This is a genomic window from Rhizobium sp. PRIMUS64, assembly GCF_023006465.1.
Taxonomy (GTDB): Bacteria; Pseudomonadota; Alphaproteobacteria; order Rhizobiales; family Rhizobiaceae; genus Rhizobium; species Rhizobium leguminosarum.
Genome location: NZ_JALBGX010000139.1, coordinates 1 through 16,823, shown reverse-complemented (window position 1 = coordinate 16,823; position 16,823 = coordinate 1). Strand labels below are relative to the sequence as shown.

Below are 16,823 nucleotides of genomic sequence, written 5' to 3'. Positions count from 1 at the left end.
GGCGTGTGCGGCCAGCGTCCAGGCGATCGGCGATGCGGCACGGCTGATCCGCTCCGGCGAAGCGGATGTGGCGATCTGCGGCGGTGCCGAGGCCTGCATCGACAAGGTGAGCCTCGGTGGCTTTGCCGCTGCGCGTGCGCTTTCTACCGGTTTCAACGAGACGCCGAAGCTGGCGTCACGCCCCTTCGACACGGCGCGCGACGGTTTCGTCATGGGCGAAGGCGCCGGCATCCTGGTCATCGAGACGCTGGAGCATGCGCTTGCCCGCGGCGCGACGCCACTCGCCGAACTCGTCGGCTACGGCACGGCGGCGGATGCCTATCACATGACCTCGGGCCCCGAAGACGGCAACGGCGCCCGTCGCGCGATGGAGGCAGCACTCAAGCAGGCGAAGATCCCGGCTTCGGCGGTCAGGCATCTGAACGCACATGCGACCTCGACACCGGTCGGTGACAGGGGCGAGATCGCGGCGATCGGCACAGTGTTCGGCCGCAATGGCGGCATTGCCGTCAGCGCGACGAAATCGGCGACCGGCCACCTGCTTGGCGCCGCCGGCGGGCTGGAAGCGATCTTCACCATCCTTGCGCTGCGCGACCAGATCGCGCCGCCGACCCGCAACCTGGAACATGCGGATCCGGCCGCCGACGGCATCGATATCGTCGGCAAGACAGCGCGGCCGCTGGCGATGGACTACGCGATAACCAACGGTTTCGGCTTCGGCGGGGTGAATGCCAGCGCCCTCTTCCGGCGCTGGTCGTAAAGTCCGCTTTTCTTGCGCCAGAAATCGCCTACACTTCTGCCCGTCGGGGGATCGTTTCCCTGACGGAGCCGGAGATCAATCCATGCGCGCCTTCTTCGCAGTTCTCATCCTGTGTGCCGCATCCGCCCTCTCCCCCGTATCGGCCCGCGCCGAAGATCCGATCGACACGACGCGGACGATGATCGAGGAACAGATCAAGGCCTTCCTCAAGGACGATGCCGAGACCGCCTATTCCTTCGCCGCCCCCGGCATCAAGGGGATGTATCCCGACAAGAACCTGTTCTTCGCCATGGTGAAGAAGAGCTACGAGCCGGTCTATCATCCCGGCAACTACGCCTTCGGGCGCAGCCGCTCGATCGACGACGGCGCGCTGATCTATCACGAGGTGCTGATCTCAGGCCGCGACGGCAAGGACTGGACGGCGATCTACCAGATCATGCGCCAGCCGGACGGCAGTTACAGGATCAACGGCGTGCAGATCGTGCCGGATGCGGACAGCAAGGGTATCTAAACGGGTTGGAGATCACCCCTCGCCCATTCCTCCTGCGTTTCCGCCATGAAATCGGCGAAGCGGCTTGCGGCGATCGCTTTACGGATGCCCTGCATCAGTTCCTGGTAATAAGCAAGATTGTGCCAGGAGAGTAGCATGCCGCCGAGCGCTTCGTTGGAGCGGACGAGATGGTGCAGATAGGCGCGTGAATAGTCGCGCGAGGCCGGGCAGTTCGACTGTTCGTCGAGCGGGCGCATATCCTCGGCATGGCGGGCATTGCGGATATTGACCTTGCCGCGGCGAGTGAAGGCCAGGCCATGGCGGCCGGAGCGGGTCGGCATGACGCAGTCGAACATGTCGATGCCACGCGCAACCGATTTCAGGATATCGTCAGGCGTACCGACGCCCATGAGGTAACGCGGCTTTTCGCTGGGGAGTACAGGCAGTGTCGTCTCCAGCATCTGCAGCATGACGTCCTGCGGCTCGCCGACGGCAAGGCCGCCGATCGCATAGCCTTTGAGGTCGAGCTGGCTCAGCGCCTCGGCCGAGCGGATGCGCAGCGCCGGGATATCGCCGCCCTGGACGATGCCGAACATCGCCTTCCCGGGCTGCTCGCCGAAGGCGACCCTGCAGCGTTCGGCCCAGCGCAGCGACATTTCCATGGCGCGCTCGATCTCTTTCGGCTCGGCCGGCAGCGCCACGCATTCATCGAGCTGCATCTGGATATCGGAACCGAGCAACCCCTGAATTTCGATGGAGCGCTCTGGCGACATGTGATGCAGGCTGCCGTCGACATGCGACTTGAAGGTGACGCCCTGTTCGTCGAGCTTGCGTAGGCCCGACAGCGACATGACCTGGAAACCGCCCGAGTCCGTCAGGATCGGATGTTCCCAGCGGATCAGCTTATGCAGGCCGCCGAGCCGAGCGACGCGCTCGGCCGTCGGGCGCAGCATCAGGTGATAGGTATTGCCGAGAATGATGTCGGCGCCGGTCTCGCGCACCTGGTCGAGATACATGGCCTTAACAGTGCCGACAGTCCCGACCGGCATGAAGGCCGGCGTGCGGATCTCGCCGCGCGGCATGGAAATCTGGCCGAGGCGGGCGCCGGCATCGGTCTTGTCAAGGGTGAATTGGAAGGTCTCGGTCATCTAGTCTTTCCGGAAGAGAAGGCTGGCATCGCCATAGGAATAGAAGCGGTAGCCCGTCTGGATGGCGTGGTCATAGGCGGCGCGCATGGTATCGAGGCCTGAAAAGGCCGAGACCAGCATGAAGAGCGTCGAGCGCGGCAGGTGGAAATTGGTCATCAGCATGTCGACAGCCTTGAAGCGGTAACCCGGCGTGATGAAAATGCCGGTGGCGCCACTCCAGGCGCGGATTTCGCCGCTCTCTTCCGCCGCACTTTCGATGAGACGCAGCGAGGTCGTGCCGACGCAGACGATGCGCCCGCCGTTCGCCTTGACGGCGTTCAGCCGTGCAGCCGTCGCAGCGCTGACCGTACCGCTTTCCAGATGCATCCGGTGATCGGCGGTATCATCAGCCTTGACGGGCAGGAAGGTGCCGGCGCCGACATGCAGCGTGACGAAATGGCGTTCGATGCCGGCCCTATCAAGCGCCTCGAACAGGCCAGGCGTGAAGTGCAGGCCGGCGGTGGGTGCAGCAACGGCGCCCTCCTCGCGGGCATAGATCGTCTGATAGTCCGCGCGGTCGCGCTCGTCCTCGGGGCGCTTGGCGGCGATATAGGGCGGCAGCGGGATATGGCCGACGGCGGCGATCGCCTCGTCGAGCGCCGGGCCGGAGAGATCGAACAGCAGCGTCACTTCGCCGGCCTCGCCCTTCTCCTCGACGGTGGCATCGAGCGAGCCGAGGAAGCAGCTTTCGCCGGAATGGCCGAAGGAGATGCGGTCGTCCTGTTTGATGCGCTTGCCCGGCTTGGCGAAGGCCTTCCAGCGGTTGGGGCCGATGCGCATGTGCAGCGTGGCAGACACCTGCTGGCCACCGGCGCCGTCGCGATGGCGGATGCCCGCGAGCTGGGCGGGAATGACCTTGGTGTCGTTGAAAACCAGCGCGTCGCCAGCCTGCAGGAAGGACGTGAGATCGCCGACGCGATGATCCGACAGGTGGCTTTCCGCATTCGGATCGACGACGAGCAGGCGCGCGCTGTCGCGTGGCTCGGCGGGCCTCAACGCAATGCGTTCATCGGGCAGATCGAAATCGAAAAGGTCTACGCGCATCAGGGCACTTTCAGGCAAAGCGAAACCCGCCCCCGCGCGGTTGACGCGCAAGGGCGGGTTTCAGCAGAAATCACAATCAGACGTCGGCGGCAACCCGCATGGAGACGATCGAATCCGGATCGGAAACCGGCTCGCCGCGCTTGATCTTGTCGACGTTGTCCATGCCTTCGATGACCTGGCCCCAGACGGAATACTGCTTGTTCAGCCAGGGCGCGTCAGTGAAGCAGATGAAGAACTGCGAATTGGCCGAGTTCGGGTTCTGCGAACGGGCCATCGAGCAGGTGCCGCGCGTATGCGTGGTCGCGGAGAATTCGGCCTTCAGATCCGGCTTCGACGAACCGCCCATGCCGGCGCGGCCGGGATTGAAGGTTTCCGAGCCCTTCTTGCCGAATTCGACGTCGCCCGTCTGGGCCATGAAATCCTGGATGACGCGGTGGAACACGACGCCGTCATAGGCCTTCTCGCGGGCCAGTTCCTTGATGCGGGCGACATGCTCCGGGGCGACCTGCGGCAAAAGCTGAATGACAACCTTGCCCTTGGTGGTTTCCAGAATGACGGTGTTTTCGGGATCCTTGATCTCGGCCATTATCTTCTCCTCTAGTTTTCTCTCTTAACTTACTTCTTGCCCAGGGTGACCTTGATCATCCGGTCGGGGCTTTTAACTTCGCCGTTCTGGCCTTCGCCGCGCTTGATCTTGTCGACGTTCTCCATGCCGGAGACGACCTTGCCGACGACGGTGTACTGGCCGTTCAGGAAGGAGCCGTCGGCGAACATGATGAAGAACTGCGAATTGGCGGAATTCGGATCCTGCGAACGGGCCATGCCGACCGTGCCGCGCACGAACGGGGTCTTGGAGAATTCGGCCGGAATGTCCGGCAGATCGGAAGAGCCGGTGCCGGCAAGGCTCGCATCGAAGCCCTTTTCCATATTGCCGTATTTGACGTCGCCGGTCTGAGCCATGAAGCCGTCAATGACGCGGTGGAAGGCGACGTTGTCATATTCGCCCTTCTTGGCCAGCGCCTCGATCTGGGCGACATGCTTCGGCGCCACCTCAGGCATGAGCTGGATGACGACAGGGCCGTTCTTCAGCTGGATGGTGAGATAATGATCGGCCGACTGGGCGAAGGCATCCCCCGCGAAGGAGGCGAGGTACAACACGCCGGCAAATGCGAGATAGAAGAGTTTCATATGAGCTCCATTGCGGCGGGGTCCGCCTGGTCTTTGCGCTGGTTAGTCTTTGTTCTTACTAGTTTGGGCGCTTGGATGTGAGGGCTTGCAAGACGGCGGCCGGTACGAAAGCGCTGACATCGCCGCCCATGGCGGCGATCTGGCGGACCAATGTGGCGGTAATGGGCCGCGAGGCCGTACCCGCCGGCAAAAAGATGGTCTGGATATCGGGCGCCATCGTCCGGTTCATGCCGGCCATCTGCATTTCGTAATCAAGGTCGGTGCCGTCGCGAAGACCGCGGATCAACAGCGTGGCGCCATGGGTGCGGGCGGCATCAACGACCAGATTGTCGAAGGCGACGACGGTGATATCGCCGGCCTTGCCGGGCAGCGCTTGCGCCAGAGAACGGCGGATCAACTCGGCTCTCTCTTCGAAGGAGAAGAGCGGCGCCTTGCCGGGATGGATGCCGATCGCGACGATCACCTTTTCGGCGACGTTCAGCGCCTGGACCAGAACATCCACATGCCCATTGGTGATCGGGTCGAAGGACCCCGGATAAAAAGCTGTCGTCATGTGGTCCGGCCGTTGGTTTGACGCCTTTTGTCACGGATGACGCCTTCTCGCAAGTGATTTACCCAGCTCCGGCTAGAGCGCCGCGCGTCTTTTCAGACACGGAAAGGACGTTATGCGTCGGGCGGTTAAACGGCGGATGAATGGCCCGTTCAAGGCCGTTTCAGATGCGATCTGCTTAATTCTTGTCATTCACGCAGCCGATGCCATTCCGGCATCAGGCGCTCCCCGAAAGACCAGGTCCATGCTGATCGTGCTCGTTACAGTTGCCGTCGTTTTCTCCCTCGCGGCCGAGATGGCCTATGGTTATTTCGCCGATCGTTACGAGATGAGCTGGGTGCGGCCAGAGCTTGCCGAACATGCGGCGATCGTACGCGCCCAAGGCCGGCTGCGCGAAAACGGACTTCGAATCTGAACGCCAGATGAACGAGACATTCAAGGAGGCTTCAGATCGCCATTGGTAAACACCCCTCAACATCCGGCGGAACCATTTTCAAACGGATGCGTTCATTCAACCGACCCCATAGATGCGATTAGCGCGGCAGGAAGGACTAAAGATGCCCGGTAAGATTACGATGATTAACGTGCTCTGGATGGTAATGGTCACGGGCATGCTGACCGCAACTGTCGCTCTCTATGATCAGAAGGTCGATACGTCCAAGGTTTATGGTCCCTATGCTTCGGCCCGGACGGCCGTGCTGGGCCAGTACTGAGGGGCGAGAACGCAACTCCCCAGGAAAGGAATGCCTATGTTCACGATCTTGACAGTGCTCACCGCCCTCATCAGCGTCATGTTCATCGTGTCTGTGGCCTCGACGATTTCAGCGCTTCGGCGCGAAGGCGAAGAGGTGAAAGCTCTGAACGAAAAACATAGAGCGTTCTGACGTTCCTTCCTCTCCTCTTCCCACCCTTGAGCGGCACCCTTCCGTCGCCAGGGCCATTCAAAGCCGGATGCACCCAGCGTCCGGCTTTTCTTTGGGCGTGATCTCGAACCTTCCTCGGACTTCAGAAGAAAAAGGGCGGCCTGAAAAGAAATGGGCGGCTCGAAGCCGCCCCGTTCATCTGATCATTCCTCGGCTGGCCCGGCCGGATCGCCATCGGCAATCGGCGCCTCGTCGCCGCCACCTTCGTCGGCAGCACCTTCCTCGATAGCAGCAGCAGTACCTTCGGCGACCTCGACAGTCTCTTCCGTCTCATCCTCCTCCGGCTCGCTGATGCGTTCGACCGAGACGACCTTTTCGTCCTTGGCCGTCGAGAAGATGGTGACGCCCTTGGTGGCGCGGCTGGCGATGCGGATACCGCCGACCGGCACGCGGATCAGCTGGCCGCCATCGGAGACCAGCATGATCTGATCGCCGTCATCGACCGGGAAAGCCGCGACCAGTTCGCCGATCTCGCCTGTTTTCGACGTATCGGTGGCGCGGATACCCTTGCCGCCGCGGCCGGAGATGCGGAAGTCGTAGGAAGACGAACGCTTGCCGAAGCCCTTTTCGGAAACGGTCAGGACGAACTGCTCCAGCTGCTTCAGCTCTTCGTAACGCTCGTCGCTCAGCTGTCCCTCCTCGGTGACTTCCTCGCCAACCAGCGCGATCTCCTCGGCCTCGCCCGTCGTCAGGCGACGGTCGTTGGCGGCGCGCTTCAGATAGGCAGCACGCTCCCACGGTTCGGCGTTGACATGGCGCACGATGGTCATCGAGATGATCCGGTCGCCGCCGGCAAGCGTGATGCCGCGCACGCCGATCGAGTTGCGGCCGGCAAAGACGCGGACGTCGTCGACGGAGAAGCGGATGCACTGGCCGAGCGCCGTCGTCAGCAACACGTCGTCATCTTCGGTGCAGGTCTCGACAGAGAGGATTTCGTCGCCCTCCTCCTCGAGCTTCATGGCGATCTTGCCGTTGCGGTTGACCTGGACGAAGTCCGACAGCTTGTTGCGGCGAACCGTGCCGCGCGTCGTCGAGAACATGACGTCGAGATTGTCCCAGCTCGTCTCGTCCTCGGGCAATGGCAGGATCGTGGTGATACGCTCGCCGGGTGCGAGCGGCAGCATGTTGATCAGCGCCTTGCCGCGCGAGGTCGGCGTGCCGATCGGCAGGCGCCAGACCTTCTCCTTGTAGACGATTCCGCGCGACGAGAAGAACAGAACCGGCGTATGGGTGTTGACGACGAATAGCCGGCTAACAAAATCTTCGTCGCGGGTGGTCATGCCGGAGCGACCTTTGCCGCCACGGCGCTGGGCGCGATAAGTGGTGAGCGGCACGCGCTTGATGTAACCGAGATGCGAGACGGTGACGACCATGTCTTCGCGGGCGATCAGATCCTCGTCGTCCATTTCAAGGCCGCCATCGACGATCTCGGTGCGGCGCGGCGTGCCGAACTCGTCCCGGACGGCGAGAAGTTCGTCCTTGACGATGGTCTGGATGCGGACGCGCGACGAGAGAATATCGAGGTAATCCTTGATTTCCTCGCCGATCTTATTGAGTTCGTCGCCGATTTCGTCGCGACCAAGGGCCGTCAGGCGGGCCAGGCGCAGTTCGAGGATAGCGCGGGCCTGCTCTTCGGAGAGGTTGTAAGTCAGGTCGTCATTGATGCGATGGCGCGGATCGTCGATCAGGCGGATCAGGCTTTCGACATCTGCCGCCGGCCAGCGGCGGGTCATCAATTCTTCGCGGGCCGACTGCGGATCGGGCGCCTGGCGGATGACGCGGATGACCTCGTCGATATTGGCGACAGCAATGGCGAGACCGACCAACACGTGGGCGCGATCACGCGCCTTGCGCAGCAGGAATTTCGTTCTCCGGCTAACGACTTCTTCGCGGAACGAGACAAAAGCGCGCAGCATGTCGAGCAGCGTCAGCTGCTCGGGCTTGCCGCCGTTCAGCGCCACCATGTTGCAGCCGAAGGACGTCTGCAGCGGCGTATAGCGATAAAGCTGGTTGAGGATGACTTCGGCATTGGCATCGCGCTTCAGCTCGACGACAACGCGATAACCCTGGCGGTCGGATTCGTCGCGCAGGTCGGAGATGCCTTCGATGCGCTTGTCGCGCACCAGCTCGGCCATCTTCTCGATCATCGTCGCCTTGTTCACCTGATAGGGAATCTCGGTGATGATGATCTGCTCGCGGTCACCGCGCATCGGCTCGATGGCAGCGACGCCGCGCATGATGACGGAGCCGCGGCCGGTCTCATAAGCCGAGCGGATGCCGGCACGACCGAGGATCTTCGCGCCCGTGGGGAAATCGGGGCCGGGAATGATCTGGATCAGTTCCGGCAGCTCGATTGCCGGATCGTCGATCAGCGCGATGCAGCCGTCGATAACTTCCGACAGATTGTGCGGCGGGATGTTGGTCGCCATGCCGACGGCGATGCCGCCGGCGCCGTTGACGAGCAGGTTCGGGAACTTGGCGGGCACCACGACCGGCTCGGAGAGCGTGCCGTCGTAGTTGTCGCGGAAATCGACGGTTTCCTTGTCGAGATCGTCGAGCAGCGAGTGGGCAGCCTTTTCGAGGCGGCATTCGGTATAACGTTCGGCCGCCGGCGGATCACCATCGACCGAACCGAAATTGCCCTGACCGTCAATCAGCGGCAGCCGCAGCGACCAGGGCTGCGCCATGCGGGCGAGCGCATCATAGATTGCGGAATTGCCGTGCGGATGGAATTTACCCATCACGTCACCGGTGACGCGGGCGCATTTGACGTATTTCTTGTTCCAGTCGATGCCGAGCTCGGACATGCCGTAGAGGATGCGCCGGTGCACGGGCTTGAGGCCGTCGCGCACGTCGGGCAGCGCGCGGCTGACGATGACGCTCATGGCGTAATCGAGATACGACCGCTGCATTTCCTCCATGATGGAGATGGGCTCGATGCCTGGCGGGAGCTTCCCGCCGCCGGGGGGTGTTTGCTCAGTCAAAACAGATCACGATCTCTTCTAGAATCACTTGAAGATTTATAGCGGAAAGCCTGTTCCCGCGCCAATTTCACAGCGCGTTTTGAACAGGCTTTTGCGGCTTAAAGACGGTAAAACATGCAAGTTGCGCGGCCGGACCGGACAAATCAGCCGCGGGCCGCTGCGGGATATTTGCCAAATCGGAATCCCCGCTTCACAATCATAAAAACCACGCACTCATATGGGGTTCCGGAGAGCCGATGGCAAGCGCCGACCAATTGATCAACGCCTTCACGACGCTGCTCGTCACCATCGATCCGCCGGGGCTCGCACCGATCTTTCTGGGGCTGACGACAGGCATGAGCCGCAGTGAGCGCACGCAGGTGGCGCTGCGTGGCTCGACCATCGCCTTCATCATCCTCGCCGTCTTCGCTCTGTTCGGCGCCGGCGTGCTCAGCGTGCTCGGGATTTCGATCGGCGCCTTCCGCATCGCGGGCGGTCTGCTGCTGTTCTGGATCGCCTTCGAGATGGTGTTCGAAAAGCGCCAGGACCGCAAGGAGAAGGCGACCGAAGTGGCGATCACCAAGGATCATATCGAGAATATCGCCGTCTTTCCCCTCGCCTTGCCGCTGATCGCCGGCCCGGGCGCGATTTCGGCGACGATCCTGCTTGCCGGCACGCTGGCGACATCCGTCGGAAAGGCGCAGCTGATCGGCGTCCTTGCCGGCAATCTGTTACTGACCTTCCTCATGCTGCTCGTCGCTGAACGGCTGGACCGTTTCCTCGGCGTCACCGGCCGGGCGATCCTGACACGGCTTCTCGGCGTCATCCTCGCTGCCCTTGCCGCACAATTCGTCGTCGACGGCGCGAAATCGGCGCTCAATCTCATCAGCGCGACGCCGCACTGAAAATGGCGGCATCTGCCGCGAGATAAAAGAAAAAGAGCATGACGCCATCCAAGGCATCATGCTCTCTCACGTCTTTCACAAAGCCAGCAAAGGCTATCGATCAGAACGGGATATCGTCGTCGAGATCCCGCGAGAAGTTGCCACCGCCGCCACCGCCGCGGCTCGGCGATGAGGAGGGCGCCGGGGCGCCGTAATCGTCGCCGTAATCGTTGCCGCCAGCGGCACTGCCACGGCCGCCGCTCGCGCCGCCGCCTTCACCGCGGCCGTCGAGCATCGTCAGCGTCGAACCAAACCCCTGCAGCACCACTTCCGTGCTGTAACGATCCTGGCCCTGCTGGTCCTGCCACTTGCGGGTCTGCAGCTGGCCTTCGATATAGAGCTTGGCGCCCTTCTTCACATATTGCTCGACGACCTTGCAGAGGCCCTCGTTGAAGACGACGACAGTGTGCCATTCGGTCTTCTCACGGCGCTCGCCGGAATTGCGATCGCGCCAGGTCTCCGAGGTCGCGATACGAAGATTGGCGATCGGCCGGCCATCCTGAGTGCGGCGGATTTCGGGGTCTGCACCGACGTTTCCAACCAGAATTACCTTATTCACGCTACCAGCCATACTTCTCACCCTGCCTGCCGCCCTGCCCGGCGGCGTTTAATCGATCGGCGCACCTTAAACCATCACGGACCGCCGATGCGCATGGGCGACATTTAATCCACATGTTTATCCATCAGAAAGCCGCATGCATTCATCAGGAATTTTGTTCTTTATTTGTTCTAGTTTATCCGTATGATCCTGTCAACAGAATCGAAAACCTTGAGCCCTTGCGGATATTCAGCCTCGACTCGCCCGTCGGCATCACTAAATAAGGGCTGTCATCCAGAAAACCAAAGCAGAGACGATGAGCGAACTGAAGACGATCTCCATCCGCGGCGCGCGCGAGCATAATCTCAAGAGCATCGATCTCGATCTGCCGCGTAACAAGCTGATCGTCATGACCGGGCTTTCGGGTTCCGGCAAATCCTCGCTCGCCTTCGACACGATCTATGCCGAAGGCCAGCGGCGCTATGTCGAGAGCCTGTCGGCCTATGCCCGCCAGTTCCTCGAAATGATGCAGAAGCCGGATGTCGACCAGATCGACGGGCTGTCGCCGGCGATCTCGATCGAGCAAAAGACCACCTCGCGCAACCCGCGCTCGACGGTCGGCACCGTCACCGAGATCTACGACTATATGCGCCTGCTCTTTGCCCGCGTCGGCGTTCCCTATTCGCCGGCGACCGGCCTGCCGATCGAGAGCCAGACCGTCAGCCAGATGGTCGACCGCATCCTCGATTTCGGCGAGGGCACCCGTCTTTATATTCTCGCGCCGCTCGTGCGCGGGCGCAAGGGCGAATACAAGAAGGAACTGGCCGAGCTGATGAAGAAGGGCTTCCAGCGCGTCAAGGTCGACGGCCAGTTCTACGAGATCGCCGAGGCGCCGGTGCTCGACAAGAAATACAAGCATGACATCGACGTGGTGGTCGACCGCATCGTCGTGCGCTCGGATGTCTCAGCGCGGCTGGCGGACAGTCTCGAAACGTGCCTGAAGCTCGCCGACGGGCTGGCGGTCGCCGAATTCGCCGACAAGCCGTTGCCGCCGGAAGAGACGTCAGCCGGCGGATCCGCCAACAAGTCGCTGAACGAGACGCATGAACGCGTGCTGTTTTCGGAGAAGTTCGCCTGCCCAGTCTCTGGCTTCACCATTCCCGAGATCGAACCCAGGCTGTTCTCCTTCAACAACCCGTTCGGCGCCTGCCCGACCTGCGACGGCCTCGGCGCCCAGCAGAAGATCGATCCGGATCTGATCGTGCCCGAGCCCGAGCGGACGCTGCGCGACGGGGCGATCGCGCCCTGGGCCAAGTCGACCTCGCCCTATTACAATCAGACGCTGGAAGCGCTCGGCAAACATTACGGCTTCAAGCTCGGCACGCGCTGGAACGATCTTTCCGACGAGGCCAAGGACGTCATCCTCAACGGCACCAACGACAAGATCGAATTCCACTACGCCGACGGCGCCCGCTCCTATACGACGCAGAAGAATTTCGAGGGCATTATCACCAATCTCGAGCGGCGGTGGAAAGAGACCGATTCCGCCTGGGCGCGCGAAGACATCGAGCGCTTCATGTCGGCGGCCCCCTGCCCGGCCTGCAACGGCTTCCGCCTGAAGCCAGAGGCCCTGGCGGTGAAGATCGACACTCTGCATATCGGCGAAGTGACCGGTATGTCGATCCGCGTCGCCCGCGACTGGTTCGAGACACTGCCGGCAAGCTTCAATGCCAAGCAGAACGAGATCGCCGTGCGCATCCTCAAGGAGATCCGCGACCGGCTGCGCTTCCTCAACGATGTCGGACTGGAATATCTCAGCCTTTCGCGCAATTCCGGCACGCTGTCGGGCGGCGAGAGCCAGCGTATCCGGCTTGCCTCGCAGATCGGCTCAGGGCTGACGGGCGTGCTTTACGTGCTCGACGAACCGTCGATCGGCCTGCATCAGCGCGACAATGCCCGGCTGCTCGACACGCTGAAGCACCTGCGCGACATCGGCAACACCGTCATTGTCGTCGAACATGACGAGGATGCGATCCTGTCCGCCGACGACGTCGTCGATATCGGCCCGGCGGCCGGCATTCACGGCGGTGAGGTCATCGCCCATGGTACGCCGCAGGACATCATGGACAGTCCGAATTCGCTGACCGGCAAATATCTCTCCGGCGAACTTGGCGTTCCCGTTCCCGACGAGCGCCGCAAGCCGAAGAAGGGCCGCGAGATCAAGGTGGTCGGCGCGCGCGGCAACAATCTCAAGAACGTCACGGCGTCGATCCCGCTCGGTGTTTTTACTGCGGTGACCGGCGTTTCCGGCGGCGGCAAATCCACCTTCCTGATCGAGACGCTATATAAATCGGCCGCACGCCGCGTCATGGGCGCGCGTGAAAACCCGGCCGATCATGATCGCATCGACGGCTTCGAGCATATCGATAAAGTGATCGATATCGACCAGTCGCCGATCGGCCGCACGCCGCGCTCGAACCCGGCGACCTATACCGGCGCCTTCACGCCGATCCGCGACTGGTTCGCCGGTCTGCCGGAGGCCAAGGCACGCGGCTATCAGCCGGGTCGCTTCTCCTTCAACGTCAAGGGCGGACGCTGCGAGGCCTGCCAAGGCGATGGTGTCATCAAGATCGAGATGCACTTCTTGCCCGATGTCTACGTCACCTGCGACGTCTGCCACGGCAAGCGCTATAACAGAGAGACGCTCGATGTCACCTTCAAGCAGAAGTCGATTGCCGAGGTGCTCGACATGACGGTGGAGGAAGGCGTCGATTTCTTCGCGGCGGTGCCTGCCGTGCGCGACAAGCTGCAATCGCTGAAGGATGTCGGTCTCGGTTATATCAAGGTCGGCCAGCAGGCGAATACGCTTTCCGGTGGCGAGGCGCAGCGCGTCAAGCTTGCCAAGGAGCTGTCGAAGCGCTCGACGGGGCGCACGCTCTACATTCTCGATGAACCGACGACCGGCCTGCATTTCCACGACGTCGCCAAATTGCTCGAAATGCTGCACGAACTGGTCAACCAGGGTAACTCGGTGGTGGTGATCGAGCACAATCTCGAAGTCATCAAGACGGCCGACTGGGTGCTCGATTTCGGCCCCGAAGGCGGCGACGGCGGCGGTGAAATCGTCGCAACCGGTACGCCGGAGGCGATCGTCAAGGAGAAGCGGTCCTATACCGGACACTTCCTGAAGGAATTGCTGGAGCGACGGCCGGTGAAGAAGGCGGTTGCGGCGGAATGACGATGAGGCCAGCGTCGCTCGATGATCTGGAAACGATCGCGACGCTGACAACCGCCGCCTATCGGCCCTACACCGAGTTGTTTGGCGCTCCGCCGATCCCGGTGACAGAGGATTACGCGCCGCGGATCGAACGCGGCGAGTCTGGCTGCGCGAGATCGGCGGGCAAACGGCCGGCCTGGTGGTCGTCGAGCGGCATGCCGATCACCTCATGCTGTTCAGCATCGCGGTCTCGCCGGCCTTTCAGGGTGCCGGGCATGGAATGGCGATGCTGCACTGGCTGGAGGGCAAGGCGCGAGAATGGGCCGTGCCGGAGATCCGGCTCTACACCAATGCGCGGATGGAGCGGAACATCGCTCTCTACAGCGCCTTCGGGTTTCAGGAAACGGGTCGCCGGCCGAGCCCATATCGGCCAGGATGGACGCTCGTCGATATGACCAAAGAGATCGATGCGGCCTGAGCGGCTGCGAATGGGGAGGACGACATGACGAAATCCGGCACTATCCGCACCGGCATCGGCGGCTGGACCTTCGAGCCCTGGCGCGGGCATTTCTTTCCCGATGACCTGAAACAGAAGGACGAGCTGAATTACGCCAGCCGCCAGCTGAAGGTCATCGAGGTCAACGGCACCTATTACAGCACGCAAAAGCCTGCGGTCTTTGCCAAATGGGCGGCTGACGTGCCCGACGGTTTCATCTTTTCGCTGAAGGCGACACGTTTCGTCACCAATCGGCGAGTGCTTGCCGAAGCCGGTGAATCGATGGAGCGGTTTCTGTCGTCGGGCATCAGCGAACTCGGCGATCATCTCGGGCCGCTGCTTTGGCAGTTCGCGCCGACGAAGAGGTTCGATTCGGACGATTTCGAAGCCTTCTTGAAGCTGCTGCCGGCAAAACAGGACGGGCTGACGCTCCGCCACGTGGTCGAAGTACGGCACGACTCCTTCAAGGTGCCGGAGTTCGTGGCGCTGCTTTCGAAATACGGCGTGGCGCCAGTCTGCGCCGAACACTTCGAATATCCGATGATCGCCGACGTGACGGCCGATTTCGTCTATGCGCGGCTGCAGAAGGGCTCGGACGATATCCCGACCTGCTATCCGGAAGAGGACCTGAAGGCCTGGGCAGACCGACTGGAGACCTGGGCCGAGGGCAAGGTTCCTGATGACCTGCCGCTGATCGATGGCGATCGCAAGGTGAAGACCGAGCCGCGCGACGTCTTCGCCTTCATGATCCATGAGGGCAAGGTCAATGCGCCGCATGGGGCAATCGCCCTGCAGCAGGCGCTAGCGAAATAGGCGAGGTTGGATAGTCACAACAGGGATCGTGACATTGTGTGGGTATCACATCGTCGGTCACGCATTCCATGAGGCTGGATATGACGCCTTGCTCGTCGACGGAATCTGGCTTTATTTTTTCCCGTCCGCCAGCGCCTCTTTGCGCCGGCGCGGCAGGAGCGATTTGAGGTACCGCCATATCGGCGAGACGGCGTAGCCTGTGACCGGAATTGCGATCAAGCCGGCGACGATACCGACGATGCCCGCGCCTGCGGCCTCGACGATCCAGCGCAGCACTGATGCCAGAACGGGAACTGCATGCGCCGTCGCCTCAGCGGCATCATGGATCAGATGCGCAAGGCCGCTGATGCCATAGGTTTCGAGGCCATGAACGATGATGCCGCCGCCGACCCAGATCATGGCCGCCGTTCCGACGATGCCGAGCACTTTCAGAAAATAAGGCATGCCTGTGACAAGCCCCTTCCCGATCGAACGCAAGAAGGCGCCCATCGGAGATGCCGTCTGCAGACGCGCCAGCATCAGACCCAGATCATCGGCCTTCACGATAAGCGCCACGCCGCCATAGACCATGATCGTGATCCCCAGTCCAACGACGGCAAGGATGAGGGCCTGCGTGAACATGCTGCCTGACGGCACCGCGGCGAGCGTAATCGCCATGATTTCGGCCGACAGGATGAAATCCGTCTTGATTGCGCCGGCAACCTTCTCGTCTTCTAGCGATTTGGCATCGAGGCTTGTCGTCTCGAGTGACGATTCATGGGCATGGGCCGCATGCGGCAGCACCAGTCCGTAGACTTTTTCCACACCCTCGTAGCAAAGATAAAGCCCGCCGATCATCAACAGCGGCGTGATCGCCTGCGGTGCGACAAGGCTCAGGATCAGTGCTGCTGGAAGCAGGATCAGAAGCTTGTTCTTCAGCGAGCCGAGCGTGATCTTGCCGATGATCGGCAATTCGCGTGCTGCGGAAAATCCGGTGACATAGCGGGGTGTGACTGCCGCATCATCAATGACGACACCAGCCGCTTTCGCGCCTGCCTTGGCAGCCTGGCCGGCAATATCGTCGAGCGACGCCGCAGCCACCTTGGCCAATGCCGCGATATCATCAAGAAGGGCGATCAGGCCAATACTCATTCGAGCCTCCGTCGAGAAGACAGACTTACGCAGTAAAAAACGGAAAGCCCGTCAACGAGAGGTGGAATCCTCCGCCGGGAAGATGCCACGCAAGGATCGCGACGACAATGGCCGTTATTCAGCCGACATAGGGCTCAACCCGCCCTCGTCCAACTAAGGACGGACCTGCCCATTCCCGTTTCTGCGAAATCCGCGACAGAACACCCTGGCCGCATTTACAATTGTAAAACAACCCAGCCTGCGCCACGGCCACACATGTCGGGTGACGATGCGGAATGCTTCCGCGTTCGAGGTGCAGGAAGCCAGCAGCGGGCAGATCCGCCAGATGGCCGGATCTGCGGCGTCCGCGCGCTCCCTGGCCCATGCGGAGGCGCCCGCGCACCGGCCCGAAAATCGGAATCAATTGCCGGAAAGCACGATGCGAGGATTAAAGGAGTTGCGTTCTTTGCGCGTCCGAAAGGACGCACGCTGCTCTAAAGCGGCAATACACGGGCCGCAAGCTCCTCCGCCGTCAGCCCCTTGCCGGCGCGTTGACCTGCCTCGCCATGCAGCCAGACGCCGGCAGCCGCTGCCTCGAAG

At 61.9% G+C, this 16,823-nt stretch carries 16 protein-coding genes and 1 pseudogene; 9 read left to right on the top strand and 8 right to left on the bottom strand.

Features of this window, described 5'->3' with window-relative positions; genetic code table 11:
- Both MOV76_RS32850 and MOV76_RS32845 read left to right on the top strand, forming a co-directional pair.
- A partial coding sequence (locus MOV76_RS32850; protein WP_309506691.1) for a beta-ketoacyl synthase N-terminal-like domain-containing protein occupies nucleotides 1–760 on the top strand: 760 nt, incomplete at its 5' end.
- A gap of 82 nt (nucleotides 761–842) precedes the next feature.
- The gene (locus tag MOV76_RS32845) at nucleotides 843–1,271 is read left to right on the top strand and encodes a DUF4864 domain-containing protein (protein WP_247266082.1); all 429 of its coding nucleotides are present in this window, start codon (nucleotides 843–845) and stop codon (nucleotides 1,269–1,271) included.
- Here the strand turns inward: MOV76_RS32845 and tgt are convergent.
- From tgt to coaD, 5 genes are all read right to left on the bottom strand, one after another.
- Nucleotides 1,268–2,398, bottom strand: coding sequence for a tRNA guanosine(34) transglycosylase Tgt (tgt, locus tag MOV76_RS32840; protein WP_247266081.1), 1,131 nt, complete (start codon nucleotides 2,396–2,398; stop codon nucleotides 1,268–1,270). The genes MOV76_RS32845 and tgt overlap by 4 nt on opposite strands.
- Nucleotides 2,399–3,481 (bottom strand): tRNA preQ1(34) S-adenosylmethionine ribosyltransferase-isomerase QueA, encoded by a 1,083-nt coding sequence (queA, locus tag MOV76_RS32835; protein WP_247266080.1) that lies wholly within the window; start codon nucleotides 3,479–3,481, stop codon nucleotides 2,399–2,401.
- A gap of 76 nt (nucleotides 3,482–3,557) precedes the next feature.
- The gene (locus MOV76_RS32830; RefSeq protein ID WP_003559389.1) at nucleotides 3,558–4,067 is read right to left on the bottom strand and encodes a peptidylprolyl isomerase; all 510 of its coding nucleotides are present in this window, start codon (nucleotides 4,065–4,067) and stop codon (nucleotides 3,558–3,560) included.
- Nucleotides 4,068–4,096: 29 nt separating this feature from the next.
- Nucleotides 4,097–4,669, bottom strand: a complete 573-nt coding sequence (locus MOV76_RS32825; protein WP_028756878.1) for a peptidylprolyl isomerase — start codon at nucleotides 4,667–4,669, stop codon at nucleotides 4,097–4,099.
- Between the two features lie 58 nt (nucleotides 4,670–4,727).
- Nucleotides 4,728–5,222: a pantetheine-phosphate adenylyltransferase gene (gene coaD, locus MOV76_RS32820; protein ID WP_247266079.1), complete on the bottom strand. Its 495-nt coding sequence runs from the start codon at nucleotides 5,220–5,222 to the stop codon at nucleotides 4,728–4,730.
- A 136-nt stretch (nucleotides 5,223–5,358) separates the two neighbouring features.
- Between coaD and MOV76_RS32815 the strand changes: the two genes are divergently transcribed.
- The 3 genes from MOV76_RS32815 (at nucleotide 5,359) to MOV76_RS39915 (ending at nucleotide 6,103) form a co-directional block, all read left to right on the top strand.
- Entirely contained in the window at nucleotides 5,359–5,634 is a 276-nt protein-coding gene (locus MOV76_RS32815; RefSeq protein ID WP_408988005.1) for a hypothetical protein, read from the top strand.
- A 142-nt stretch (nucleotides 5,635–5,776) separates the two neighbouring features.
- Nucleotides 5,777–5,932, top strand: coding sequence for a hypothetical protein (locus MOV76_RS32810; RefSeq protein WP_003539654.1), 156 nt, complete (start codon nucleotides 5,777–5,779; stop codon nucleotides 5,930–5,932).
- Between the two features lie 36 nt (nucleotides 5,933–5,968).
- Nucleotides 5,969–6,103, top strand: a complete 135-nt coding sequence (locus MOV76_RS39915; protein ID WP_018445350.1) for a hypothetical protein — start codon at nucleotides 5,969–5,971, stop codon at nucleotides 6,101–6,103.
- A 182-nt stretch (nucleotides 6,104–6,285) separates the two neighbouring features.
- On the opposite strand, the gene gyrA is transcribed toward MOV76_RS39915, so the two are convergent.
- Nucleotides 6,286–9,126 (bottom strand): DNA gyrase subunit A, encoded by a 2,841-nt coding sequence (gene gyrA, locus MOV76_RS32805; RefSeq protein WP_026230525.1) that lies wholly within the window; start codon nucleotides 9,124–9,126, stop codon nucleotides 6,286–6,288.
- 236 nt (nucleotides 9,127–9,362) lie between these two features.
- On the opposite strand from gyrA, the gene MOV76_RS32800 reads away from it, so the two are divergent.
- On the top strand, nucleotides 9,363–10,010 hold the full coding sequence (locus MOV76_RS32800) for a MarC family protein (RefSeq protein WP_018445353.1): 648 nt from the start codon (nucleotides 9,363–9,365) through the stop codon (nucleotides 10,008–10,010).
- 100 nt (nucleotides 10,011–10,110) lie between these two features.
- Here the strand turns inward: MOV76_RS32800 and MOV76_RS32795 are convergent, their stop codons facing one another.
- A complete protein-coding gene (locus tag MOV76_RS32795; protein ID WP_018242013.1) occupies nucleotides 10,111–10,620 on the bottom strand; it encodes a single-stranded DNA-binding protein in 510 nt (169 codons plus the stop codon).
- A gap of 283 nt (nucleotides 10,621–10,903) precedes the next feature.
- On the opposite strand from MOV76_RS32795, the gene uvrA reads away from it, so the two are divergent.
- From uvrA to MOV76_RS32780, 3 genes and pseudogenes are all read left to right on the top strand, one after another.
- Nucleotides 10,904–13,825: an excinuclease ABC subunit UvrA gene (uvrA, locus tag MOV76_RS32790; protein WP_027684718.1), complete on the top strand. Its 2,922-nt coding sequence runs from the start codon at nucleotides 10,904–10,906 to the stop codon at nucleotides 13,823–13,825.
- Nucleotides 13,822–14,282 (top strand): annotated as a pseudogene (locus MOV76_RS32785) (GNAT family N-acetyltransferase). The gene uvrA and the pseudogene MOV76_RS32785 overlap by 4 nt, the downstream one beginning before the upstream one ends.
- A 24-nt stretch (nucleotides 14,283–14,306) precedes the next feature.
- Nucleotides 14,307–15,113 carry a DUF72 domain-containing protein gene (locus MOV76_RS32780; protein WP_247266077.1) on the top strand — a complete coding sequence of 269 codons (807 nt, stop codon included), beginning with the start codon at nucleotides 14,307–14,309 and terminating at the stop codon, nucleotides 15,111–15,113.
- A gap of 111 nt (nucleotides 15,114–15,224) precedes the next feature.
- On the opposite strand, the gene MOV76_RS32775 is transcribed toward MOV76_RS32780, so the two are convergent.
- On the bottom strand, nucleotides 15,225–16,244 hold the full coding sequence (locus MOV76_RS32775; protein ID WP_018445357.1) for a DUF808 domain-containing protein: 1,020 nt from the start codon (nucleotides 16,242–16,244) through the stop codon (nucleotides 15,225–15,227).
- Nucleotides 16,245–16,823: the final 579 nt, after the last annotated feature.